A 23119-nucleotide genomic window follows, 5' to 3' on the forward strand; every position below is an offset into this window, starting at 1 on the left:
ACGAAGGACGCAACCTATGACCAAACTCCGACTGGCCATCGTGGGCGCCGGGCCCGCCGGCATCTACGCCGCGGACATCCTGCTCAAAGCCGAACGCGGCTTCGACGTGTCGATCGACCTGTTCGAGCAGCTCCCGGCTCCCTATGGCCTGGTCCGGTACGGCGTGGCTCCCGACCACCCGCGGATCAAGGGCATCATCACCGCCCTCCGCGACGTGCTCGACCGCGGAGACATCCGCATCTTCGGCAACGTGACCTTCGGCACCGACATCACCCTCGACGACCTGAAGCGCCACTACAACGCAGTGATCTTCTCCACCGGCGCGGTGCGCGACGCCGGCCTCGACATCCCGGGCATCGACCTGAAGGGGTCGTACGGCGCCGCGGAGTTCGTCAGCTGGTTCGACGGGCACCCCGACGTACCGCGCACCTGGCCGCTCGAGGCGCAGTCCGTCGCGGTCATCGGCAACGGCAACGTGGCGCTCGACGTCTCGCGCATCCTGGCCAAGCACGCCGAGGACCTGCTGCCGACCGAGATCCCGGACAACGTGTTCGAGATCCTCAAGGACTCGCCGGTCACCGACGTGCACGTGTTCGGCCGTCGCGGCCCGGCCCAGGTGAAGTTCACCCCGCTGGAGCTGCGCGAGCTCGGCGAGCTGCGCGATGTCGACATGATCGTCCACGACGAGGACTTCGACTACGACGAGCAGTCGAAGGACGCCATCGCCAGCAACAAGCAGGTCATGGTGATCGACCGGGTGCTGCAGCAGTGGCGGCAGCGCGAGGTGGGGTCGGCCTCCCGGCGCCTGCACCTGCAATTCTACGCCAAGCCTCTCGAGGTCGTCGCCGACGAGGACGGTCGCGTGCGCGCCTTCCGTTACGAGCGCACCGAGCCGGATGGCGAGGGCGGAGTGCGCGGGACCGGCGAGATCCGCGAGGTCGAGATCCAGGCCCTCTATCGCGCGGTCGGCTACTTCGGATCACCGCTGCCGGAGATCCCGTTCGACGCCGAGCACGGTGTCATCCCGAACCACGAGGGCCAGGTGCTCCGCGCCGAGGACAACGAGCGCATGTACGGCGTCTACGCAACGGGGTGGATCAAGCGCGGGCCGGTCGGCCTCATCGGGCACACCAAGTCCGATGCGATGGAGACCATCAAGCACGTGATCAACGATCAGGGCAACTGGTGGTCCCCGGCCGATCCGGAGGAGGCGTCCGTGGACGCGCTCCTGCGTGAGCGCGGCGTGGAGTACACCGATCTCGACGGGTGGCACAACCTGGACGAGCACGAGCAGGCCCTGGGCTCCGAGCGCGGGCGTGCCCGGATCAAGGTCGTGCCGCGCGACGAGATGGTGCGGGTCTCGAACCGGACCGCCGTTTCCGCCTCGTCGGAGGACTGAGCCCCGGGCGACGTGGGCACGACACGTCGGGAGTAGGCGTCCGCGACGCGACCTGGCACGCTGGGAGGATGACGCGAGCGCAGGAGTGGCGACCGGATGTGCTCGGCGAGCCGTTCGAGCAGCTGACCCTGCCGTTGCGCCCGGATAGCGAGGGCGACGTCGTCGCGACCCTGGTGCGGTTCGTGCCGCCGCCGCGGATCGCCGACCTGCGCCCGCATCGCCCGGCCGCCGAGGTGGACGTGCTCTACGTGCACGGCTGGTCGGACTACTTCTTCCAGAAGGAGCTGGCCCGGTTCTGGCACGATCGCGGCGCCCGCTTCTTCGCGCTCGACCTGCGCAAGTACGGCCGGAGCCTGCGCGAGGGGCAGACGCCCGGGTTCGTCGACGACCTGGCGACCTACGACGAGGAGATCGCCGCGGCACTCGAGGCGATGGGCCACGGCGAGGGAGATCGCGAGAGCACCGGCACGGGGGCGCGTGGGCCGGGGCGCCGGCTCCTGCTGCTGGGCCACTCCACCGGCGGCCTCACCCTGAGCCTGTGGACGCAGCGGCACCCCGGCCGCGCGCACGCGCTCGTGCTCAACAGCCCGTGGCTGGAGTTCCAGGCCGGCGGTCCGGGCCGCGCCGCTCTCGCGCCGATCATCGACCTGCACGCCCGGCTCGATCCGAAGGCGGCGCTGCCCAACGTCGACCTCGGCTACTACACCCGCTCGGTGTCGAAGACGATGGACGGCGAGTGGGACTACGACCTGGCCTGGCGGCCGGTCCGTGGTTTCACCGTCCATCCTGCGTGGCTCACCGCTATCCTTGCCGGGCACGCCCGTGTCGCCGCCGGCCTGTCGCTGGACGTGCCGGTGCTGACGCTGCTGTCGGCACGCTCGGCCCTGTTGCCGTACTGGACCCCGGAGATGACGAAGAGCGATGTCGTGCTGGTGGTCCAGGACATCGCGGTCCGCGCCCTGAAGCTCGCGCCGACCGTGACCGTCGCGCGCATCGATGGGGCGCTGCACGACGTGTTCCTGTCGAGCGAGCGGCCGCGCGCCGACGCCTACGCCGAGATGGAGCGCTGGCTCCGCGGGTACGTCAGCGGAAGTTGACGAACTGCAGGGCCACGTCCAGGTCGGCGCCCTTCAGCAGGGCCATGGTCGCCTGGAGGTCGTCGCGGCTCTTCGACGAGACGCGCAGCTCGTCGCCCTGGATCTGCGCCTTGACGGACTTGGGTGCCTCGTCGCGGATCAGCTTGGTGATCTTCTTCGCGGCGTCCTGCTCGATGCCGTTCTTGAGCCCGATCTCGACGCGGAACTCCTTGCCCGAGGCGTAGGGCTCGCCGGCGTCGAGCGACCGCAGCGTGATGCCGCGCTTGATCATCTTGGACTCGAGGACCTCGAGGACGGCCTTGACCCGCTCCTCGGTGTTGGCCTTGAGCAGGATCTTCTCCCCGCTCCACTCGACCGAGGCGCCGACGTTCTTGAAGTCGTAGCGCTGCTCGACCTCCTTGCGGGCCTGGTTGACGGCGTTGTCCGCCTCCATCTTGTCGACCTTGCTGACGACGTCGAACGTGGAGTCTGCCACGGTATCCATCCCATTCTCAGAATAAAGCTGTTCAAGCGGTGTTCTCGTGCACTCGAGTCTACGGCGGCTCAGAGCTGCGCGGTGATCCCGATGACCAGCAGGCTGGTGCCCGCGACGAGGGTGGAGAGGGTCGCGCCGAGCAGGAGGGGGCGCCAGCCGGCACGTCGGATGGCGGCGAGATCGGTGGAGAGGCCGATGCCGGCGAGGGCCACGGACACCATGAAGACGCTGGCCGTGACGAGCCCGTCGTGCACGCCGGCGGGGATCGGGACGAACGTGTTCGCGACGGCGACCAGCAGGAAGCCGATCAGGAACCACGGCACGAGGCCGACGACCCGGCGGGCGGTCATCGGCGTGCCGGCGTTGGTGCGACGGTTCTCCGCGATCGCCAGGCCGATGCTGATCGGGATGATCATCAGGGTGCGCACGAGCTTCACGACGACGGCGAAACCGAGGGCCGAGGTCGCGAACAGGCTGGCGGCGGCGACGACCGAGCTGGTGTCGTTGACGGCGGTCCCGGCGAACAGGCCGAACGTGTGGGGGTCCATCCCGAGCGCGTGACCGAGGTACGGGAAGACCACTACCGCGATCGCGTTGAACAGGAAGATCGTCGAGACGGCGTAGGCGATCTCGGCGCTGGTCGCTCCGATGATCGGCGAGACCGCGGCGATCGCGGAGGCCCCGCAGATGCCGGTTCCGACGCCGATCAGGGTGCGCTCGCGGCGCGGGATGCGCAGGGCGCGGCCGATCAGCCATGCCGCCAGCAGACACACGACGAGGGAGCTCAGCATCACCGGGAGCGATTCGACGCCGACCACCAGGATGCTCGACAGCGAGAGCTGCACGCCGAGGAGCACCACCGCCAGCTGCAGGACGAACTTGCCGGAGTAGGCCACGCCGGGGACGAATCGTCCCGTGGGCTTGCGCACGACGGCCACGACCACGCCGATCAGCAGGGCCGGCAGGGCGCTCCCGAGCGCCGGCACGACACGGGCGATCGCCGTCGCGACCAAGGCGATGGCCACCGTGATGCCGACGCCGGGTGCGACGTCGATCCCGCGGGTGACGAGACGGGCCGGGAGGGTGCGCACGGGGGAGACGTTCATTCCATCGAGCATCCCGCGCCCGACCACGACCCGGCCAGCGGTGCGCGGTTGTGGGGCCACAACCGCGGTTTGTGTGCCGGCGCCGCCCTCAGCCCTGGCGGCCCTTGAAGCGCGGGTTGAGCTTGTTGATGACGAAGACCTTCCCCCGGCGCCGCACGACCTGGGCTCCTGGCTGGCTCTTGAGGGACTTGAGAGATGCGCGGACTTTCATAGTGAACCTCCTATTGAGAACGGTTATCGTTAACCATAGACCCTCCTTCCGGAGGGTGATCGGACAGGAGACCCCCGTGCCCCAGATCGACGTGATCGCCGTCGTCGGACCGCGTTCCCCCGAGCGCCTGCGCTGCGCCAAGCGGCTCGCCGAGCGCACCCGGCGCGCCTTCATCCCCGCCACCCGGTTGGCGGTGGCCACCGATCCGATCCAGGAGGCTCTGGATCTCGCTCCCTGGGCGACCCCGGCCGGTGGGGCCGTCATCGAATTCCCGGGCTCGACCTCGGTGATCGAGCTGATCGGCGCGCTCGCCGACCCCGGAGCGCCGACGCGCCTGCTCGCCCTCGTCTGCGTGGCCGACGCCACGCACCTCGCCGTCGATCTCGCCGACGAGGAGTACGTGACCGCTGTCGACGCCGACGGGGACGTCGAGCACACCGCCCGCGCGTGGCTGACGGTCACCCAGCTCGAGTACGCGACGACGATCGTGCTCGCGAACGCCGACCGCGTGCCGACCACGCACCGCGACGAACTGCTCGGTCTGCTCGGACTCATCGCGCCCGACGCGCGGCTGCATGCAGCCGATGCGGACTCGCCCACGGCCGTCCCTGTCGACGGCGTCCCGATGGGGCGCAGCCACGACCGCGCCGGCTGGACCCGCGCGCTGAGCGGGGACCCGGTGCGCCCGGGCCGCGGAGGGGCGTCGGCGTTCCGTTACGAGAACCTGCGGCCCCTGCATCCGTGGCGGCTGCACCTGCTGCTCGAGGACCGGTTCGGCTCCGGCGCGTTCGGCACGGTGGTGCGCTCGGCGGGGTTCTGCCGACTGGCGAGCCGACCGGGTGTGGTGGCCCGCTGGGAGCAGGTCGGCGGGATGTTCGACCTCATCCCGATCGCCGACGCCGTCGCCGCCGGGGACGAGGGCGAGCTACTGTCGATCGGGCAGGACCTCTTCATCGTCGGCACCGATCTCGACCGGGAGTCGCTCGCCCGCGCGCTCGACGACGCGGCGCTGCGCGACGACGAACTCCTCGCCGGGGTGACGGACTGGCTCACCTACCCCGACCCGTTCCCCGATTGGTTGGTGCCCGGCGGATCGGACCTCTGACCGCGGCCGGTCGCGGTCAGTCGATCGTGACGGCGGTGCCGTACGCGCAGACCTCGACGCCGCCCTGGCCGTAGTCATTGGTCTCGAAGCGGAAGGCGAGGACGGCGTTCGCGCCCTTCGCCTGCGCTTCGTCGGCCAGGCGCCCCAGCGCCTCGGTGCGCGCGTCGTGCAGCAGGGTGGTGATGCCCTTGAGCTCACCGCCGGCGAGCGATTTGAAGCCGGCGCCGAGGTTCGAGCCGAGGTTGCGGGAGCGCACGGTGAGTCCGAACACCTCGCCGAGGACGGTGGTCACGGTGTGGCCCGGGATGTCATTGGTCGTCACGATCAGCATGGTCCGACCATCGCACACCCCGGGTCGGGCATCCAGCCTCCGATACGGGGCACACGACCGCGGGCCTCACGACCGCGGGGCACACGACCGCGGGGCCGGCCGGGTCAGGCCGTCTGCTCCAACTCGGCGTAGTAGGTCACGTGGCAGCCGTCGCCGGTGCACTCCACGCACACGGTGATCTCCTCACCGTGCTGGACGGGGTCGGCTCCGGTCCCGTCGCACCGTTCGCAAATCTCCAAGGTCCTCATGCCGACGATTCTGCGCCCGGCCACCGACATCCGTGGAAGCGGACGCGGGGTGTCGCCGATCGGTCCGGCTGGTCGCGATCGGCGGGGCCGGGTCCGTCGAGCGGAGGAGGCGCGAAGTGGTACGACGGTCCGACGACAGCGCCGGGCCGTCCCCGTAGCGTCGAATCATGCGCATCGTCTACGATCCCGAGCTGGATGTGGCGCACCTCCTGTTCGACGAGGGCGCCCCGATCTCCCCCGCACGCGTCGCGGTCGGCGGAGTGCCGGCGGGCGGGTATGTGGACGCCGAGTACGACACGGACGGGCGCCTCGTCGGTCTCGAGGTGCTCGGCGCCCAGCGCGTGCTCCCGCCGGAGGTGCTCGCCGGCGCGGAGCCGGCCTGACCGCTCGTGGGTTCTGCTCGCGGGTTCTGCTCGTGTGTTCTGCCCTGGGCAGAATCGCCGCATGCGGCAGGCGCGGATCGGCATCATCCGGCTTAGGCTGACGCCATGCTTCTGCGGCACGCGCTCGGGTCCGTGCTCCGTCGGATCCGGACGGAGCAGGGGACGACGCTGCGCCAGCTCTCCGAGACCTCGCGCGTGAGCATCCCGTACCTCTCCGAGATCGAGCGGGGCCGCAAGGAGGCGTCGTCCGAGATCCTCGCGGCGCTGTGCCGCGTGCTGGAGGTGCCGGAGGGTGAGCTGCTGACGCGGGTCGCGGCTGAGTTCGCGCACGCCCAGGCGCCGGCGCAGGCCGCCCAGGTGCTGAGCCTGGTGCCGGAGCGCGACACCGCACGGCAGCCCGAGACCCTCGTGGCCGCCGCCCCGGAGCCGGTGTCCACCGACACCGCCGCGCCCGCCGCGCTCCTGCTGGTCGCCTGAGCCGTCGCCCTCCCGCGCCTCGCTCTTCCCCTCTCCGTTCCCCGCGGCTCTTCCCCTCTCCGTTCCCCGCGATTTGGACCGAATGTCGCGAAAGAGCTCTCTTTTCGCGACATTCGGTCCACATCGCGGCATCGCGGCATCGCGGGGGACCGCGTCAGCGCGCGAGCGCGCTCGTCGTCCCGACCACGGCATCCACGAAGCCGTAGTCCAGCGCCTCGTCGGCGGTGAACCAGCGGTCGCGGTCGCCGTCCTCGACAATCTGCTCGACCGTGCGGCCGGTCTGCTCGCTCGTCAGCTGGGCCATCCGGCGCTTGAAGTGCAGGATCTGGTTGGCCTGGGTCTGGATGTCGGCGCTCGTGCCGCCGAAGCCGCCGTGCGGCTGGTGCATCACCACGGACGCGTTCGGCAGCGCATAGCGCTTGCCCCGTGCCCCCGACGACAGCAGGAACTGGCCCATCGAGGCGGCGAAGCCGAGCGCGACCGTCGCCACGTCGGCCCGCACGAAATTCATCGTGTCGTAGATGGCGAAGCCGGCGGTGATCGAGCCGCCGGGGGAGTTGATGTAGAGGTAGATGTCCTTGTCCGAGGCGATCGAGTCCAGCAACAGCAGCCGGGCGCACACCTCGTTGGCCGTCTCGTCGGTCACCTCGCTGCCGAGGAAGACGATCCGCTCTTCCAGCAGACGCTGGACCGGGGAGTTCATATCGGTGTCCATGGCCTCATCCTGCGACGGCCCCGCGCGCCTGTCGCCGGCTTCTGCCGGGCGCGAATTCGCCGCCGGCAGACGCGGACGGCGAGAGTGGGAGTGGGCTGGACGCGGTCTGATTTCGCGACCGGGCACTGGACCAGTATTCTTATGTGGCGCCTTCGGTCAGCAGCTGACTGGTGGTCGGGAGCGCGAACGGCGAGTTACCCAAGCGGCCAAAGGGATCTGACTGTAAATCAGACTGCTCAGCATTCGGGGGTTCGAATCCCTCACTCGCCACCGAGAACGACCCCCGGTCCCCCCGACCGGGGGTTTCGTCGTCCAGGGCGGCGCACATTCGGCACGAATGCGCGTTCTGGGGCGTTGATACCCGACATTCGGCACGAAGGTGCGCGCCGTGCCAGGGTGGGGAACATGGCCTCCTCCTCTGCTGAGCTCCGCGACATCGCCGTGTCCATCGCCAAGCGGGCGGCGACGCTCGCGCAGCAGCGACGGCGCGACGGGGTCGAGATCGCCGCGTCGAAGTCGTCCGTGTCGGACATCGTGACGCGGGCCGACCGCGAGGCCGAGGATCTGATCCGCGGAGCGCTCGCGGCGGCCCGGCCGGCCGACGGGTTCTTCGGCGAGGAGTCCGGCGGCGACGGCGGGACGAGCGGGCTCACCTGGGTGGTCGACCCGATCGACGGCACGGTGAACTACGCATACGGCATCCCGGACTACGCGGTGAGCATCGCGGTCGTGGAGGGCGATCCGGATCCGGCCACCTGGCGCACCCTCGCCGGGGCGGTCGTGAACCCGGAGTCGGGCGAGGTATTCGCCGCCGCAGCGGGCGCGGGCGCCACCCGCAACGGGGAGGCTCTGCGGGTCAACGAGGGGGTCCGGCTCCCCCTCGCCCTGGTGGGGACCGGTTTCAGCTACGACGCCGGCGAGCGACGACGCCAGGCGGAGTTCGTGGCCCGGCTGATCGGTGAGGTGCGCGACATCCGGCGGATCGGCTCCGCGGCCCTGGACCTGTGCGGTCTCGCCGCCGGCCGGCTCGACGCGTACTACGAGCGCGGCCTGAACCCGTGGGATCACGCGGCGGGGGCGCTCGTGGCACGGGAGGCGGGGGCGCGGGTCGGGGGCCTCGACGGCGGCCGGGAGGGGCGGCGATTGCTGCTCGCGGCGGCTCCCAGACTGTATGACGCGATCGAGCCTCTGGTGCAGGAGTTCTACGCCGGCTGGGAGTGACGACGCGCCGGCGACGCCCTCTCGCACGGCCGCCCTTCCCGCCTCGACTGGCGTGATGGTTACCGATTTGTTACTTTTGGTCGAGTGCGCCCCCGAACCGACCACAGCGCCGGCACGTCCGAGCCGGGCGCTCCGCTGACCCGCCGGGCCGCTCGGGAGGCGCGCGAGGCCGAGGAGGCCCAGCGCAGAACCACCGCCCGACTCGCCGCACTGCGGGCATCAGCACTGCGGGCATCAGTGCTGCGGAATCGCCCCGGCCGCGACGGCAGCGCGTCCGCGTCGGGCTCCGGTCGCGCCACGCGCGGCGTCAGCCTCATCGCGATGCTGGCCGTTCTCGGCATCGGCGTCGCGACCTCCCTCCCCGCCATGGCCCTCCTCACGGAGGAGCAGGTGCGGGCCAACGCCGTCGCGGAGGCCTTCCCGGGCGCAGGCGGCTCCGGGACGACCGAGGTGCAGGCACTGGACCGCGTCGAGTCCGACCAGATCGCGGTCGTCGACAGGGAGAGCCCCGAGGTAACAGCGGCCGAGCAGCTGGCCGCCCTGCGCTCGATGCGCATCGCGAACACCTTCACGAACAACCCGCGCGGCGCCATCCAGTGGCCGTTCCCCGTCGGTGTCCCGATCTCGTCCGGCTTCGGCCCGCGGGTCGCCCCGACGGCCGGCGCCTCGACCAATCACCTCGGTGTCGACTTCACGCCGGGCGATGGCGTCCCGATCCAGATCATCGCCGACGGCGTGGTGCGGGAGGTCGTGCTCGGCGACAACGGCGGCTGCGGCGTCAACGTGACGATCGACCACATGATCGACGGTGCGCTCGTGAGCAGCAAGTACTGCCACATGCAGCGCGGCTCGGTGCAGGTGCAGGTGGGTCAGGCCGTGAAGGTCGCCGACATCGTCGGCAAGGTCGGCAACACAGGCGTCTCCACCGGCGCGCATCTCCACCTGGAGATCCGCCTCAACGGAACAGAGCCGGTCGACCCCTACGCGTGGCTGAAAGCCAACGCGTCCTGAGCCGACCGGCTCACCACGTCATCGCGTGGTCGCGTCAGATCAGCCAGGCCGTCGTGTCCCGGGGGAGGCTGCGTCCGTCGAGCGGGCCGCTCGCCAGCAGCAGGTCGCCGTCGGGCAGCTCCAGCGGCTCCTCACGGAGGTTGGCCACGACCGTGACGACACCCGTCCGGAACGCGAGCGTGTCCGGCCCCAGGTCGAACCAGTCCAGCTCGCCGAACGCGAGGTCGTGGGCGCGGCGCGCGGCCAGTGCCTCCTGGTACATGGTCAGCGTCGAGCCCGGCACGCCCTCCTGCGAGGATCGGGTGTAGGTCGCCCACGAGGCGGGCTGCGGCAGCCAGCTCTGCGCGCCGGGGCCGAACCCGTACGACGGGTCCGTTCCCTCCCACGGGATCGGGACGCGGCAGCCGTCGCGGCCGTAGCGCTCGCCGTTCGTGCGGAACCACGTCGGGTCCTGGCGGGCGTCGTCGGGAAGGTCGATGGCCTCGGGGAGGCCGAGCTCCTCGCCGTTGTAGAGGTAGGCGGAGCCGGGCAGCGCGAGCATGAGCGCGGTGGCGGCCCGGGCGCGGTTGAGCGCGAAGGCCGGATCGGGCAGCCCCGTGGTCTTCGGGCCGATGCCGTGCCCCTGCAGGTTCTCGCCCGTGAGGGCGAGCCGGGTGGCGTGGCGCACGACGTCGTGGTTCGACAGCACCCACGTGCTCGGCGCGCCCACGCTCCCGAAGACCGAGATCGAGCGGTCGATCACGGTGCGCAGGGCCGCCGCGTCCCACGGGGTCTCGAGGTAGCCGAAGTTGAAGGTCTGCTGCATCTCGTCCGGGCGCACCCAGCGCACCAGCTTCTCCAGCGGCTCCACCCAGGCTTCGCCGCACAGCACGCGGTCGCCCTCGTACTCCTCCAGGACCCGGTGCCAGTCCCGGTAGATGTCGTGCACGCCGTCCTGGGCGAAGTACGGCGGGGTCGGCGGCTCGTCACCGGCGTGACCCTCGATGCCCGGTTCGAGCGCGACGGAACCCGCGCCTCCGCCCATGCTGCCCATGTTCTCGGGCGGCGTGTAGTCGGGGAGGCCGGCCTCCTTGATCATGCCGTGGGCGACATCCACGCGGAAGCCGTCGACGCCGCGGTCGAGCCAGAAGCGCAGGATGCCGCGGAACTGCTCACGCACCCACGGGTTGGTCCAGTCGAAGTCGGGCTGCGACTTGTCGAACAGGTGGAGGTACCACTGGCCGGGGGTGCCGTCCGCCTCCGCGATGCGGGTCCAGGCGGCGCCGCCGAAGATCGACTCCCAATTGTTCGGCGGCAGCTCGCCGTGCTCGCCCTTGCCGTCGCGGAAGAGGTAGCGCGCGCGCTCCTCGCTGCCCGGGGCGGCGGCCAGCGCCTCCTGGAACCACACGTGGTCGCTGGAGGAGTGGTTCGGGACGATGTCGATGATGACGCGCAGGCCCAGCTCGTGTGCGGTCGCGAGCATGGTGTTGAAGTCCGCGAGCGTGCCGAACAGCGGGTCGACGTCGCGGTAGTCGGCGACGTCATATCCGGCGTCGCGCTGCGGCGAGGTCTGGAACGGCGACAGCCAGACCGCGTCGACGCCGAGGGCGCGAAGCGCGGGAAGGCGGTGGGTGATGCCCGGGAGGTCGCCGATCCCGTCACCGTCGGCGTCCGCGAACGAGCGCGGGTAGACCTGGTAGATGACGGCGGAGCGCCACCATTCGCGGCCGGCGGTGCCCGGTTCGAAGGCGGAGCGGGAGTCGGGGGTGTTCGTAGCGGTGATGGCCGTCACCTCTCGTTCGGGCTGTCGGCGGACAGCGCTGGCTGTGTGGGGGACGGGGGCGCCGTGCTGGTGCGCACGACGAGATCGGCGGCCACCGGGACGGTGACCGGGAGGTCGGAGTCGGGGCTACCGGCTTCGAGATCCTCGGCGGCCGCACGTGCTCCCGGGCGTCGTCGCCCGCTCTCCACGTTGCGCAGGAGCAGCGCGACGGCCTCTTCGCCCTGCAGCTCGGGGTGCTGGGCGATCGTGGTCAGCCCGAAGAACGCGGCGAGGGAATGGTCGTCCACCCCGATCACGGAGAGGTCGCCCGGCACCGACAGGCCGAGGTCGCGCGCGGCCAGGATGCAGCCGATGGCCATCTCGTCCGACGCGGCGAAGATCGCGCTCGGCCGGGCCTCGGGATCCGCGAGAAGCTCGAGGGCGGCAGCGTGGCCGCCCGGGAGGGTGAAGTCGGCGCCTCGATAGTGGGCGGGATCGGGTTCGATCCCCGCGTCGCGCAGGGCGGCCTCGTAGCCGTGCCGGCGGTTCGTGGGGGTGTGGAACTCGAGGTCGTACTCCTCGTTGCCGCCGATGTGGGCGATGCGGCGGTGTCCGAGGCCGATCAGGTGCTCGGTGGCCATCCGCCCGATGGCCACGTCGTCGATGGTGACCGCGCTCGCCCCGGGGAGGGGGCCCCCGACACCGGCGATGGGCTTGCCGAGCGAGAGCAGCCGGCCGACCTCGTCGCCGTCGAGGGCGAGGGCGACCGCGATCACGGCATCCACGCGATTGCGCAGCAGGTGGTGGTCGAAGACGCGTCGGCGCTCGCCGTCGTCGCCGCTGAGGTTGTAGAGCGTGAGGTCGTACCCGCGCCGCAGCAGCGCCCGCTCGGCGCCCTCGATGACGGAGGTGAAGAACCACCGGTTCAGGTGCGGGACGACGATGCCGACGTTGCGGGCCCGCCCCGAGGCGAGGCTCGACGCATCGGAGGAGACGACGTAACCGAGGGAGGCGGCGACCTCGGCGACCCGGGTGCGGGTGCGCTCCGAGACGGGGCCGTTGCCGCTGAGAGCGCGGGACACCGTGGCGGTCGAGACGCCGGCGAGGCGCGCGACGTCGTCGATGCCGGGCATCGGACCCCTTCCTCGGTTCCGTGGAGGCCGCCGCTGGACGCGTGGCCGGTCGGTCGAGTGACCGACGGATCGAGTCTAGCGGCGGCTCCTCCGCGGAATGGAAGCGTTTTCAGTGCCCGCGCCGGAGGGACGCTCGCCCGTGGCGGTCCCCGGGAGCCCGGCGGCCGCGCCGGACGGTGACGAGGGCGATGCCGGTCAGCAGGGCGAGCGCGGCGGCTCCGGCTCCGAGGAGGTCGGGCCTCCCATCGGATCCGGTGCGGGCGAGCGCCGTCGCCGGCGCCGGTGTGGGGGAGCCCGTCGTCGCCGAGCCGTCGGTGCCGGACGACGGGGACGGCGCGGGTGTCGCGCCCGACGACGGAGGCGGTGTGCCCGTCCCGCCGCCGGGGCGGACCGGCGCGGCCGTGAAGGTGTTGGTCACGGTCACCTGCACCGGCCCGTCGCCCGCGGTGATGGGGATCGCCCCGGCGGGCGCGTAGGCCACCGCCGACGCGCCGCGCGCGTCGGTCTCGGTCACCACGCAGACCGCTCCGACCGGGATGCGGGGGAAGACGTGTGTCTCACCCGCGGCGATGCTCGCCGTGAGTGGAGATCCGGGGACGGCCGCGCCGTCGACGGTGCAGGCGACCGCGATCGGGAAGCCGCCGGCGGGGGCCGGGGCGGAGCCGTCCACCCGCTTGGTGACGGCGAGGTCGCGCGCCTCCTGCCCGCTGGCGACTCCGCCGGCCGAGACGTAGGAGACCGCGGCCTGATCTGAGCCGACGCCGTCGCCGCGGACGCTGTTCTCGAAGACGGTGCCGTCCGGAGTCCCGGCCGGCACGCTCAGCTGGTAGTAGACGACGTAGGTGCTCTGCGGGTCGGGGTCGTGCACGGTGAGCTGGAAGGTGGGCGCTGCGAGGGTCGCGGTGTACGTGCCCGGTCCGGTGCCCTCGGTCAGGCGCACCGACGACCCCGACCAGTCGCCACCGTTCCAGTCGGCGTCGGCCACCCGCTCGATGGAGAGGGACGCCGGGAGGAGGGAGAGCCGGGCGTCGTAGGTGTCGGTGACCGTCACCTCCGCTCCGTCGTGCATCAGCAGGTCGCCGGGCAGATAGACGAGCCAGCCGAGGCTGCCGTCCGCGTTCTGCCAGCCGCCCTTGGCGAGAGCCGTCGGCGGGGAGGTCGCTGCGCCGCCCGTCCCCTCTCCGATGCCGCCGTTCGGGACGGTCACCGTGTAGACGGTGCCGTCGGAGGTCTGGAACAGGAGGGTGCTGCCCGAGGTCTGCACCGCGCTCGCGTAGAAGAAGAGGGTCCCCGTGATGTCGGTGTGGGAGGACACGTAGTCGCCGAGGGTGCAGTCGAACGAGTCGGAGTCGACCGTGCAGGTCCCGACCTCCGCCCCGGAGGCGTCCTTCAGGGTGAAGGCGGACGTGTACCCGTGGACGGGGGAGGGGAAGGAGACGGAGAACGTGTCGCCCGGAGCGGCCGTGGCCGGCAGCGCCCAGGCCACGTCGACGCGGAACATCTGACCGACGGTGAGGGGCACCGACGGGTCGCCCGGGTCGGGCGATGAGATGGTGATGGAGGTGACCGGGTCGGTCTCGGCGGCGATGGCGGGCAGCGAGGGGAGCAGGGCGAGCGCCGCGACTCCCAGGGCGGCGAGTGCGGATCTGAAGACGGGCATCGGGCTTCCTTGCGGTGGTGACGGGGAGGCGCGGGTCGCCTCCCCTCATCACTGAGACCGACCGCCGGCCTCTTCATGACGCAATTAGTGAATATTTCTCAATTCGCGAGGCGTCCGGCGGCGGCACAGGCCGGGCGGGACGGGCTCAGGCCACCCAGTGCGACGGACGGCTGAGCCCGGTGGGGAGCAGCGTCCCGGCGTCTCCGGTCGCGGCGGTCACCTGTGTCTGGGTGACGAAGAGGGCGTCGCGCAGGTCGGCGCCGTCGAGGCGGGCGTCACGCAGGTCGGCGCCGAGTAGCTCCGCCGCCGACAGGTCGGCCCCGCGCAGGTCGGCGGCGATCAGGAGGGCTCCGCGCAGTTCGGCCGCGCGCAGGTCCAGACCGCGCAGGTCGGCCCCCAGCAGGTCGGCACCGGGGCGCAGGCGGGTGGCGGCCACACGGGACCGCCCGGGGGCTCCGGCGTGCGTCCGGGTCGGCGTCCGCTTCGGTTCACGCGTCGCCGCCTCGCGGGTCAGCCGTGCGGCCTCCCGCAACAGCGCGGCGGCGGGCGCCCGCAGCGTGTCGACGTCGAGCTCCCGGAGGTGCTCGGGAGTGCCGTCGGCGGCCGCGCGCACGTCGCGCTCGGCCGCCCGGAGGCGGGGGTGGAGGCTCGCGGCCGCCGGGAGCCGCAGCGCCTCGCGCAGGTACCAGAGCAGCTCGTGCAGCTGCCGGACGATCGGGAAGACGGCGAACATCCCGTCGCGGGTCGCGCCGCCGTCGTGCCAGGTCGCGCCGTCGAAGGTGTGCTGGGTGACGTGCTGGCCCGCCCCGAAGCAGTCGAACACGGTGCAGCCCTTGAACCCGCGGTCGCGCAGGTGCGGGTGGATGCGGCAGCGGAAGTCGTCGTCGAGGTTGTCGCAGGGGTCGCCCGCCGCCTTGTCGACGGCGAAGTCGGCCGACTTCGCGAACGCGAGCGCCACGCAGCACAGGCCGGCGCAGTTCGTGCAATCGGCGGAGAGCGATCGTGCCGCGGAATCCATCCCTCCACAGTACGGGTCGCGCAGTGGCAGGTGCCGTGGACGAGCGACGGGGACCATGCCAAGATCGAGGGAATCGATCGAGGGGGACCGATGTCGACGAACCAGATGGCTCCGCCGGAGCTCTCGACGCTGCCCGGGGCGGCGATCCTGCTCCGCCTCCGGCGCCTGGTGCTCTGCGTGATCGTGGCCGCACTGGTCTATGCGCTGATGACCCAGGGATCGCGTGGCTACTGCGCCGACCTGGGGGAGGTGGAGAGTCCGAGCGGGGACGGATCGGTCTCCGCCGTGAGTTCCTGCGTCTCCCTCGACCTGCGCCCGAGCCCGCTGGTGTTCATCGCGCTGGCGGTGGTCGTGTTCGCGGCCATGGGACGCGTGCTGCGGTCGGCTCTGACCGTCCCGCGAGCGATCCAGATCATCGATCGGGCCGCGATCGTCGCCGTGTCGGTCGCGGCACTGTCGTGGCTGATCAGCGTCGTGTGGTTCGCCCTCATCCCGATCGAGACCTGGAACGGCGGCGGTTCGTTCTGGTTCCCTTTCCCGTTCGGGGCCGTGGACCTCAGTTCGAGCACCACCGGCTGACGCGCGGCGTCATCTGTGCGCCCTTTCACCGTCCTCCGGAATTTCGTCCGGGCTGGCGCGTTACGGTCAGCAGACCGACACGACACGACCACGGAGATCCCCATGACTGCATCCCGCCGCCGCATCGGCGCCTCTGACCTCGACGTCTTCCCGCTCTCGCTCGGCGGCAACGTCTTCGGCTGGACCGCCGACCGCGACACCTCGTTCGCTGTGCTGGACGCGTACACCGCCGCCGGCGGCAACTTCGTCGACACGGCGGACGGCTACTCGGCCTGGGTCCCGGGGAACACCGGGGGCGACTCGGAGCGCATCCTGGGCCAGTGGTTCGATGCCCGCGGCAACCGCGAGGACGTCGTGCTCGCGACCAAGGTGAGCCAGCACCCCGACTTCAAGGGACTCGCGGCCGACAACATCCGTCGCGCCGCCGACGCGTCCCTCGAGCGTCTCGGCAGCGAGTACATCGACCTCTACTACGCCCACTTCGACGACGAGACGGTGCCGCTGGAGGAGACCGTCGCCGCGCTCTCCGGACTCGTCGACGCGGGCAAGGTCCGCTACATCGGCATCTCGAACTACAGCCCCGAGCGCATCGAGGAGTGGTTCCGTATCACCGAGGCGGAGGGCCTGCACCGTGCCGTCGCGCTGCAGCCGCACTACAACCTGGTCGAGCGCTCCTACGAGCAGACGTACCGCCCGATCGCGGAGCGGGAGAACCTCGGCGTCTTCCCGTACTTCGCACTCGCCGCCGGCTTCCTCACCGGCAAGTACCGCGACGGTGTGACCGTCGACAGCGCCCGCGCCGCCGGTGCGGCGAAGTATCTCGACGAGACCGGTCGCGCCGTGCTGACCGCCCTCGACGAGGTCGCCGCCGCTCACGACGTGTCGGTCGCCTCCGTCGCGCTGGCGTGGCTCGCCGCCCAGCCGACGGTGACCGCGCCGATCGCCAGCGCGCGCACGCTCGATCAGCTCCCCGACCTGCTCGCGTCGGTCTCCCTCGAGCTGACGGCGGACGAACTCGACGCCCTCGACGGGGCGTCCCAGGCGGCCCGGGCCGCCTGACCGGTCCGGGCGTCAGTCGCGTCCACGGTGGTCGGAAGCACCCCCGCGGTGATGGTATCCTCGTACGGTTGCCAAAATCGTTCGGGCCTTCCGGCCAGGACCGGCTTCGCCCCCTTAGCTCATTGGTAGAGCACTTCCTTGGTAAGGAAGAGGTAGTGGGTCCGATTCCCACAGGGGGCTCCGTCTCCCCGTCACGCGGTGGAGGCTGCGGCGGGGTAGCTCAGGTGGTTAGAGCACACGGCTCATAATCGTGGTGTCGCGGGTTCGAGTCCCGCCCTCGCTACAGACACAGACGAAACGGCAGTCCGAAAACGGACTGCCGTTCGTCGTTGCCGGCCATGTGACGGCGCCGCCGGATCGCCCCGTCGAGCGGTGGCTACTTCAGCGCCTGCCGGATCGTCTTCGCGTCGGACTTCGCCTTCGTGAGTGCCGTGCGGGCCGCGGTGATGGCGGCCTTCTCGGAGGCCAGCACCGAGTGGTTGGCGTTGTAGGCGGACGGGGTGACGGCGAGGGCCGCGGAGTCGACCCCGCCGGCGTCGTGCGCGGCGGTCTTCGTCTGCGAGCTCATGTCGCTGAGGTCGGCCTGCAGCGCCGCGGTCGACTTCGCCTTGTCCTTGCCGGAGAGGAGTCCGGCCAGCGTCGACTGCTCCTTCGTGAGCGTGGTGGTCGTAGAGCTCGTGATCCGGTCGGAGTCGGAGGCGAGCCGTGCCTGCGGGAGGGCGACGGCGAGGACGCGGTAGGTGTCGAAGACGGCCTTGAGGTCGGTCTGCGCCTGGCCGACCGTGGTGTCGGCGGCGATGCGCGCGGCCGACGACTTCATGGCTGCGAGGTCGGCGTTGAGGGTGCCGAGGATGGTGGAGCGATCGCTGGAGGAGAGGCTCTTGTCCGCGGTGACCTTCGTGATCGCGGCGGAGAGCTTGTTCTCGCGGTCGGTCGTCGCCTTGGCGCCGGCTGCCTGCACCTGGGCGAGCGTCTTGGGCGCGTGGGCGGCGGAGCTCGCGGTGGGAGCAGGCGACGGGGTCGAGGTGGTGTCGGCGAAGGCCGGGACGGCGAGGAGGGAGAGGCACGCGACACCGGCCGAAGCGACGGTGGCGAGTGCGAGGGAACGGGCGGTCATGGGGACTCCTTTTCGGGGCGCGGGTGCCGGAGGACGTACCGACATCCAGCAGCCTGCGTCAGCCATGTTCGGGCGAGGTAAACCGTGCGTTCGCGTCCGGTACGGCCGCGTCGTGCCGATGCGCCTCAGGTGAAGCTCAGCACCTCGTCGCCCCACCCCGCCCGGATCCCGGCGTCGAGGTCGTCCACGATCGCATCGTGCCGGTCGATGACGAGCGTCGCACGCGCGGCGGCGGGGTCGTACGCCGGCCAGCCGCCACCGTCGGCGACGATGTCCGGTGCGCCTCCGCAGGCGAAGGCCAGCCAGCGTGCCTGCAGGCGTGCCGAGAGGGCGCGACCGGTCGCGCGGCCGCCGAGTCTGAAGGTGATGTCCTTCGGCCCGCCGTCCAGGTTCCCCCAGACGTACGGCAGCTCGGTGGCGTGGGTGGCCCCGATCCCGAGCAGCTTGAGCATGGGGGTGGCGTAGTCGAAGCGGTAGAGCCACACCGGGGCGATCGCGGCGTGACCCTCTGCGGCCCACACCGTCGGCATCCGGAAGCCGATGTCACGCGCGACGGCGAGGCCGACCGCGTGCGCGCGCAGGCCCTCGTAGGCGTCGAGGACCTGCTCCCGGGAGGGGATCTCCACGTCGGGGTTCTCCTCGGCGATCCGGGCGACCATCGCGGTGAGCTTGTCATCCGTGATCGGGATCAACGGCGACTTCATGAACTTGAAGAGGGCGGCTTCGTCCTTGTTGGTGCCGATGATCAGGGGGACGGGGTGCCCGCGGCCGTCGCGCAGCACGGTGATCGGATGCTCGGGGAGGATGTCGCCGTCGACCACCGGGGCGAATGCGAGGGTGCCGGGCTCCTCGGACGGGACCGCCGCGTAGACAATGGCGGCCGCGTCCACGATCGCATCGGCGGGCAGCTCGCGCATCCGCCGGATGTCGCCGTCGGCGATGTCCAGCTGGCGGAGCATCCGGGTGGCGACGGCGCGGGAGCGCTCGGTCCCGTACATCGACGACACCGGCGAGCTCTCCGCGATGGCCCGGTGGAAGAGACCGGCCGCGGACGGCGTGGCCAGCAGGGAGGTCACCAGGCCGCCTCCCGCGGACTCGCCGAAGACCGTGACGTGCTCGGGATCGCCGCCGAACGCGCCGATGTTCTGCCGGACCCATTCGAGCGCGAGCAGGACGTCGCGCAGGGCGAGGTTGGAGTCGAACCGCTCCTCCTCGGTCGCGTACGAGGTGAGGTCGAGGAACCCCAGAGCGCCCACCCGGTAGTTGACCGTCACCAGCACCACCTCGCCGGTGGAGACGAAGGCGGAGCCGTCGAACAGCGGCTGGCTGGAGGCCCCGAAGGTGTAGGCGCCGCCGTGCAGCCACACCATCACCGGGAGCGGCTCGGCGGCATCGGCGGCCGAGCGCCAGACGTTGAGCCGGAGGCAGTCCTCGTCCATCACCGCGTCCGGTCCGAGCGGCACCGCCGGGTTGCGGAGCTGCGGCGACACGGGGCCGTACGCGGTCGCGTCGGCGACGCCGTCCCACGGGGCGGCCGGTCGCGGTGCACGCCAGCGGAGTGGGCCGACCGGGGCCTCGGCGTAGCGGATCCCCTTCCAGGACAGGGTCGTGCCCGTCCGCCCGCCGCGCACGACGCCGGCGCGCGTGGCGACGAGGGTGTCCGTGTCGTCGGCGGTCGTGTCGTCGGCGGCCGTGGCGTCGGCGGCCGTGTGGCTGGAGTCCTGGGTCATGGCATGCTCCGTTCCGCAGTGATCATCTCGCCAGAGCGGCGACGACGTGGGAGATCTGGACGGCCGCGAGGATTGCGAAGAGGACCGTCATGATGATGGCGTTGTGGGCGATCAGCTCGGCCTTGAGCCGGGCCAGACCGCTCTCGATGGCTCGCGAACCCGTGGAGGCGAGGAGCGTCGGGAGCAGGATCCCGAGGGAGGCCGCCAGCGCGAAGACCGCGCTGAGCAGGACGGCCAGGGCGATGCCCAGGTCAGCCGCTCCGATCAGCGCGCCCGCCTTGAGCTCGAGCGGGATGTTCTTCGCGTTCGTCACGGCCATCACGGCGCCGAGGCCGAAGGTCTTCGCGGCCGACATGTCGTCGATCGCCCGCAGCCAGCCCGGGGCGACGGCCGCGCCCGACTTCGGCCGGGTGAGCCAGCTGGCGATGGCCAGGCCGAGGAAGCCGACCGACAACAGGATGCCGAGCACCAGCACGATGACATCGTCGTTCGCGGAGCCTCCCGCGCCCGCACCGGTGGTCGTCAACGCGGCGACCACGGTGAACGCGAACGACACGAGGACGGACGCCCCCACGTACGCGAAGCCGTTCACGCGCGCCCGCGGCGAGAGCAGGATGGCGATGATCGCCGCGATCGGCAGCGGGCTGATGATGATGCCGGCCGCGAGTGGGATCAGCTGTTCCAGGTCGTGCATGGCGGGCGGCTCCTCCGGGCGGTCGATGCGGTGCTCACGCTAGGGGAGGCCGGATCGGGCTCTCTCGGGATGGTCGGTATTCGCGACGGAGCACCGCCGCGACGGAGCACCGGCGCGCGAGGGCGGCGTCGGTCAGGGGAGGGCGACCTGGAGGCGGGCGTCGCCCTGCATCGCGGTCAGGCTCACCGAGAGCGACCGCCTCCGGAGCTGTCGCAGACCGTAGCCGTCCGTCGGGTCAGCGGGGATCGGGCCCGTCGAGCGCACGTCCAGGACCACGCGGCCGGGGCCGGGACGGCTGTCCGTGATCGGTGTCAGCCGCAGAGCGATCGTCGCGCGGGGCTCCGCCGCGTGCCGCGCGACATTGGTGAGCGCCTCCGACAGGGCGTCGACCGCCAGCGCTCGCCGGGCCGGGTCCGCGTCGAGCACCTCCCACGCACCGTCGTCGACGTGGAGCGTCAGGTCCAGCGCGTATCGCCAGGCCGCGACGATGCTCTCGACGGCGTCCCGGGCGGACGGCTGGTCGGTCGGCCGCTCGTCGTCGAGCAGCGCCACGATCCGGGTGATCGCCTCCCGTGCGTCGGAGTCTCGTGCGTCGGAGTCTGAGTCGGAGTCGGATTCGGAGCCGGAGCCGGAGCCGGAGGCGGGGGACGGGGCGCGGGCGAGCGTGAGCGCGGCGGACACGCACGCGGCCTGCACCTCGACGTGCAGCAGGTGGGCGACGCGGCGGCGGGCGAGGACGAGACGATTGCGCTCGCGCAGCGCCAGAGCGTAGGCGTCGTCGACCGCGCGCGCCGCGGCGGCCTCGGCCGTGCCGAAGCGGCGCAGGGCGGCACGGGCGATCGCCACGAGGGAGACGAACAGCGGGTAGGCGAGCACATGCACCACGGGCACGGCGACGACGCCCGTGATCGACAGGATCGCTGCCGAGCTCCCCGCGATCGCCGCCCCGGTGACGGCTGCGGCGCCGACGAGGACCGCCGTGCGCGATCGTGGCCGCGTCCGCCGCCACAGAACCGTCGCGGCGGTGTTGCCGGCCGCGGCGACCAGCACCACGGCGAGCAGCGCGACGAGCACAGCGGCCAGGGGGAAGCGACCCGCCGCGAACGGGACCCACAGGCTCGCGTACGCGATGCCCGTGATCCACACGGGTGCGGGATGCAGTCGGATCGGGCCCAGGCGCCCTCGGGCGGCGGCGCCCGCGGGCGCAGCGGTGGTGGTGGCGGTGGCGCGGACATCGGGTGCGACCGGCGAGAGCGCGTCGACCGGGGCGACCGGCGCGACCTCCGACTCGTCATGGAGGGCATGGCTGAGGGGGCGGATCACCTCCTCGGAGAGCCGCCGGACCGTGGCGGCGGCATCCTCGGGTCCCGCCGTCCTCCCGTGTCCGGCCGACAGGTGGGCGTCGACGGCGCCGCGCACCGTGGCGAGTGTCTCGCGCGTGAGCTCCGCGACATCCCGATGGTCGCGGGCCCGCTGCTCGGAGAGCGCCTGTCGTACCGTTCGCAGCCGAGCGGTCGCCGCCCGCTGCCGCCGGGTGGTGGTCACGAGCTGCGCGACGACGGTCAGCAGGACCGTCGCGCCGACCAGGTTGGTCGCGATCCGCGCACCGAGCGGGCCGTCGTACAGCGTCGTGCCCGACCAGGCGGCCAGACCCGCGAGGAGCAGGGGGCGCAGCACGCCGATCAGCGCGAGGGAGACGATGACCGCGCCGACCCGGGCCTTCCGCGAGCGCATCCGGCGCTCGATGCGCGCGCAGAGGAGGCCCGTCACCCCGAGCATCACGTGCACGAGGAGAGCGAACCCGAACCCCAGCAGCCGGCCGCGGGCGTCCGTCGCCGCGTCATAGCCGCCGAGCACCGTCACCGCGAGGGGGAGGGTGGCCAGCCACGACCACCGGGAGAAGAACTGCCCGCTCCCGGCGAGATCGATCCAGGGCCGCAGCACGCCGACTCCGCTCACGACGGGTCGGGGTGCCGGTGCCCGAACGTGCTCGTGTACAGCGTGACCGCGAGCACGCGCGGGTTCGTGTTCGGGCGTGCGGAGAGCCCCAGCCGGTCGAAGGTGCGTGCCACGAGCCGTTCGACAGCGCGGGTGGACCGCCCGGTCCGCCGGGCGATCTCCTCGTTGGAGTGCCCCTCGACCATCAACGCCAGCACACCCAGCTGGGCTCTGCTCAGGGTCGACAGCGCGTTGCCCGGCGGAGGGGCGACGCTCTCGGCCGCGCCGTGGCGTGCGGAAGCGTCGACCGCCGCGATGAGCTGCTCCGTCGAGTCGACGGCGTTCTTCGCGATCACGGTGGCGTCGCGCATCACGGTCGCACGCGGGGCCGCCGCGGGCGGGTAGTTCGTCAGGAACACGATCGGGAGCGCAGGCGCCACCCGGCGGAGGATGGTCGCCAGTTCGGCCCCGTCGGGCCGGGAGCCCAGATCGATGTCCGTCACGACGACATCCGGATCGAAGGCGCGCGCCGCCGCGAGCGCCGCGGCGGCATCGGCATGGTCGGACACGACGAACCCGGCGTCACGGAGTGTGCGAGCGAGCAGGACCCTCACGATCCGCTGGTCCTCGACGAGCAGCACGCGCCGGGTCGGGTCAGCACTCACGGCCTC

24 protein-coding genes and 3 tRNA genes are annotated in these 23119 nt (G+C 71.7%); 12 read left to right on the top strand and 15 right to left on the bottom strand.

What is annotated here, in order from left to right; genetic code table 11:
• Positions 1-16 precede the first annotated feature (16 nt).
• Entirely contained in the window at positions 17-1399 is a 1383-nt protein-coding gene (locus U870_RS0103535) for an FAD-dependent oxidoreductase (protein WP_025156037.1), read from the top strand.
• 68 nt (positions 1400-1467) lie between these two features.
• Positions 1468-2496: an alpha/beta hydrolase gene (locus U870_RS0103540; protein WP_025156038.1), complete on the top strand. Its 1029-nt coding sequence runs from the start codon at positions 1468-1470 to the stop codon at positions 2494-2496.
• On the opposite strand, the gene U870_RS0103545 is transcribed toward U870_RS0103540, so the two are convergent.
• The 3 genes from U870_RS0103545 to ykgO all read right to left on the bottom strand — a co-directional run bounded on the left by U870_RS0103545 (position 2483) and on the right by ykgO (position 4288).
• Entirely contained in the window at positions 2483-2971 is a 489-nt protein-coding gene (locus U870_RS0103545; RefSeq protein WP_025156039.1) for a YajQ family cyclic di-GMP-binding protein, read from the bottom strand. The genes U870_RS0103540 and U870_RS0103545 overlap by 14 nt on opposite strands.
• A 68-nt stretch (positions 2972-3039) precedes the next feature.
• Positions 3040-4077, bottom strand: a complete 1038-nt coding sequence (locus U870_RS0103550; protein WP_025156040.1) for a YeiH family protein — start codon at positions 4075-4077, stop codon at positions 3040-3042.
• 88 nt (positions 4078-4165) lie between these two features.
• A complete protein-coding gene (gene ykgO / locus U870_RS0103555; RefSeq protein WP_025156041.1) occupies positions 4166-4288 on the bottom strand; it encodes a type B 50S ribosomal protein L36 in 123 nt (40 codons plus the stop codon).
• 76 nt (positions 4289-4364) lie between these two features.
• Between ykgO and U870_RS0103560 the strand changes: the two genes are divergently transcribed.
• Positions 4365-5393 (top strand): GTP-binding protein, encoded by a 1029-nt coding sequence (locus U870_RS0103560; RefSeq protein WP_025156042.1) that lies wholly within the window; start codon positions 4365-4367, stop codon positions 5391-5393.
• A gap of 16 nt (positions 5394-5409) precedes the next feature.
• Here the strand turns inward: U870_RS0103560 and U870_RS0103565 are convergent, their stop codons facing one another.
• Both U870_RS0103565 and U870_RS24230 read right to left on the bottom strand, forming a co-directional pair.
• Positions 5410-5724: a YbjQ family protein gene (locus tag U870_RS0103565; protein WP_025156043.1), complete on the bottom strand. Its 315-nt coding sequence runs from the start codon at positions 5722-5724 to the stop codon at positions 5410-5412.
• A gap of 104 nt (positions 5725-5828) precedes the next feature.
• Entirely contained in the window at positions 5829-5972 is a 144-nt protein-coding gene (locus U870_RS24230; protein WP_162819073.1) for a hypothetical protein, read from the bottom strand.
• A gap of 167 nt (positions 5973-6139) precedes the next feature.
• Between U870_RS24230 and U870_RS0103575 the strand changes: the two genes are divergently transcribed.
• Positions 6140-6355 carry a DUF2283 domain-containing protein gene (locus tag U870_RS0103575; RefSeq protein ID WP_025156044.1) on the top strand — a complete coding sequence of 72 codons (216 nt, stop codon included), beginning with the start codon at positions 6140-6142 and terminating at the stop codon, positions 6353-6355.
• Positions 6356-6460: 105 nt separating this feature from the next.
• Positions 6461-6832 (top strand): helix-turn-helix domain-containing protein, encoded by a 372-nt coding sequence (locus U870_RS0103580; protein WP_025156045.1) that lies wholly within the window; start codon positions 6461-6463, stop codon positions 6830-6832.
• A 154-nt stretch (positions 6833-6986) separates the two neighbouring features.
• Here the strand turns inward: U870_RS0103580 and U870_RS0103585 are convergent, their stop codons facing one another.
• Entirely contained in the window at positions 6987-7547 is a 561-nt protein-coding gene (locus U870_RS0103585) for an ATP-dependent Clp protease proteolytic subunit (protein ID WP_025156046.1), read from the bottom strand.
• Positions 7548-7735: 188 nt separating this feature from the next.
• On the opposite strand from U870_RS0103585, the gene U870_RS0103590 reads away from it, so the two are divergent.
• From U870_RS0103590 to U870_RS22335, 3 genes are all read left to right on the top strand, one after another.
• Positions 7736-7817 (top strand) — tRNA-Tyr (locus U870_RS0103590).
• Between the two features lie 135 nt (positions 7818-7952).
• Positions 7953-8768, top strand: a complete 816-nt coding sequence (locus tag U870_RS0103595) for an inositol monophosphatase family protein (protein WP_025156047.1) — start codon at positions 7953-7955, stop codon at positions 8766-8768.
• A gap of 84 nt (positions 8769-8852) precedes the next feature.
• Complete coding sequence (locus U870_RS22335) at positions 8853-9779, top strand: M23 family metallopeptidase (protein WP_025156048.1); 927 nt, start codon at positions 8853-8855, stop codon at positions 9777-9779.
• A 34-nt stretch (positions 9780-9813) separates the two neighbouring features.
• Here the strand turns inward: U870_RS22335 and U870_RS0103605 are convergent, their stop codons facing one another.
• The 4 genes from U870_RS0103605 to U870_RS0103620 form a co-directional block, all read right to left on the bottom strand.
• Positions 9814-11550, bottom strand: a complete 1737-nt coding sequence (locus tag U870_RS0103605; RefSeq protein WP_029947129.1) for an alpha-amylase family glycosyl hydrolase — start codon at positions 11548-11550, stop codon at positions 9814-9816.
• Positions 11547-12653, bottom strand: a complete 1107-nt coding sequence (locus tag U870_RS0103610) for a LacI family DNA-binding transcriptional regulator (RefSeq protein WP_025156050.1) — start codon at positions 12651-12653, stop codon at positions 11547-11549. Before U870_RS0103610 ends, U870_RS0103605 begins: the two co-directional genes overlap by 4 nt.
• Before the next feature lie 109 nt (positions 12654-12762).
• On the bottom strand, positions 12763-14313 hold the full coding sequence (locus tag U870_RS0103615; protein WP_025156051.1) for a DUF5979 domain-containing protein: 1551 nt from the start codon (positions 14311-14313) through the stop codon (positions 12763-12765).
• Between the two features lie 145 nt (positions 14314-14458).
• Complete coding sequence (locus U870_RS0103620; protein ID WP_029947131.1) at positions 14459-15331, bottom strand: pentapeptide repeat-containing protein; 873 nt, start codon at positions 15329-15331, stop codon at positions 14459-14461.
• A 90-nt stretch (positions 15332-15421) separates the two neighbouring features.
• Between U870_RS0103620 and U870_RS0103625 the strand changes: the two genes are divergently transcribed.
• From U870_RS0103625 to U870_RS0103640, 4 genes are all read left to right on the top strand, one after another.
• Positions 15422-15910, top strand: a complete 489-nt coding sequence (locus U870_RS0103625; RefSeq protein WP_025156053.1) for a hypothetical protein — start codon at positions 15422-15424, stop codon at positions 15908-15910.
• A 102-nt stretch (positions 15911-16012) separates the two neighbouring features.
• On the top strand, positions 16013-16969 hold the full coding sequence (locus tag U870_RS0103630; protein ID WP_025156054.1) for an aldo/keto reductase: 957 nt from the start codon (positions 16013-16015) through the stop codon (positions 16967-16969).
• Positions 16970-17077: 108 nt separating this feature from the next.
• Positions 17078-17149 (top strand) — tRNA-Thr (locus U870_RS0103635).
• A gap of 29 nt (positions 17150-17178) precedes the next feature.
• Positions 17179-17252: transfer RNA gene (locus U870_RS0103640), tRNA-Met, on the top strand.
• Between the two features lie 93 nt (positions 17253-17345).
• On the opposite strand, the gene U870_RS0103645 is transcribed toward U870_RS0103640, so the two are convergent.
• From U870_RS0103645 to U870_RS0103665, 5 genes are all read right to left on the bottom strand, one after another.
• A complete protein-coding gene (locus U870_RS0103645; protein WP_025156055.1) occupies positions 17346-18086 on the bottom strand; it encodes a hypothetical protein in 741 nt (246 codons plus the stop codon).
• Between the two features lie 125 nt (positions 18087-18211).
• Positions 18212-19816, bottom strand: coding sequence for a carboxylesterase/lipase family protein (locus U870_RS0103650; protein WP_025156056.1), 1605 nt, complete (start codon positions 19814-19816; stop codon positions 18212-18214).
• 22 nt (positions 19817-19838) lie between these two features.
• A complete protein-coding gene (locus U870_RS0103655) occupies positions 19839-20510 on the bottom strand; it encodes a GAP family protein (RefSeq protein WP_025156057.1) in 672 nt (223 codons plus the stop codon).
• A gap of 132 nt (positions 20511-20642) precedes the next feature.
• Positions 20643-22469 (bottom strand): hypothetical protein, encoded by a 1827-nt coding sequence (locus tag U870_RS0103660; protein WP_025156058.1) that lies wholly within the window; start codon positions 22467-22469, stop codon positions 20643-20645.
• Positions 22466-23113 carry a response regulator gene (locus U870_RS0103665; RefSeq protein WP_025156059.1) on the bottom strand — a complete coding sequence of 216 codons (648 nt, stop codon included), beginning with the start codon at positions 23111-23113 and terminating at the stop codon, positions 22466-22468. Before U870_RS0103665 ends, U870_RS0103660 begins: the two co-directional genes overlap by 4 nt.
• Positions 23114-23119 lie beyond the last annotated feature (6 nt).

Origin of the sequence: Leifsonia aquatica H1aii (genome assembly GCF_000633535.1) — a bacterium.
Classification (GTDB): Bacteria; Actinomycetota; Actinomycetes; order Actinomycetales; family Microbacteriaceae; genus Leifsonia; species Leifsonia aquatica_A.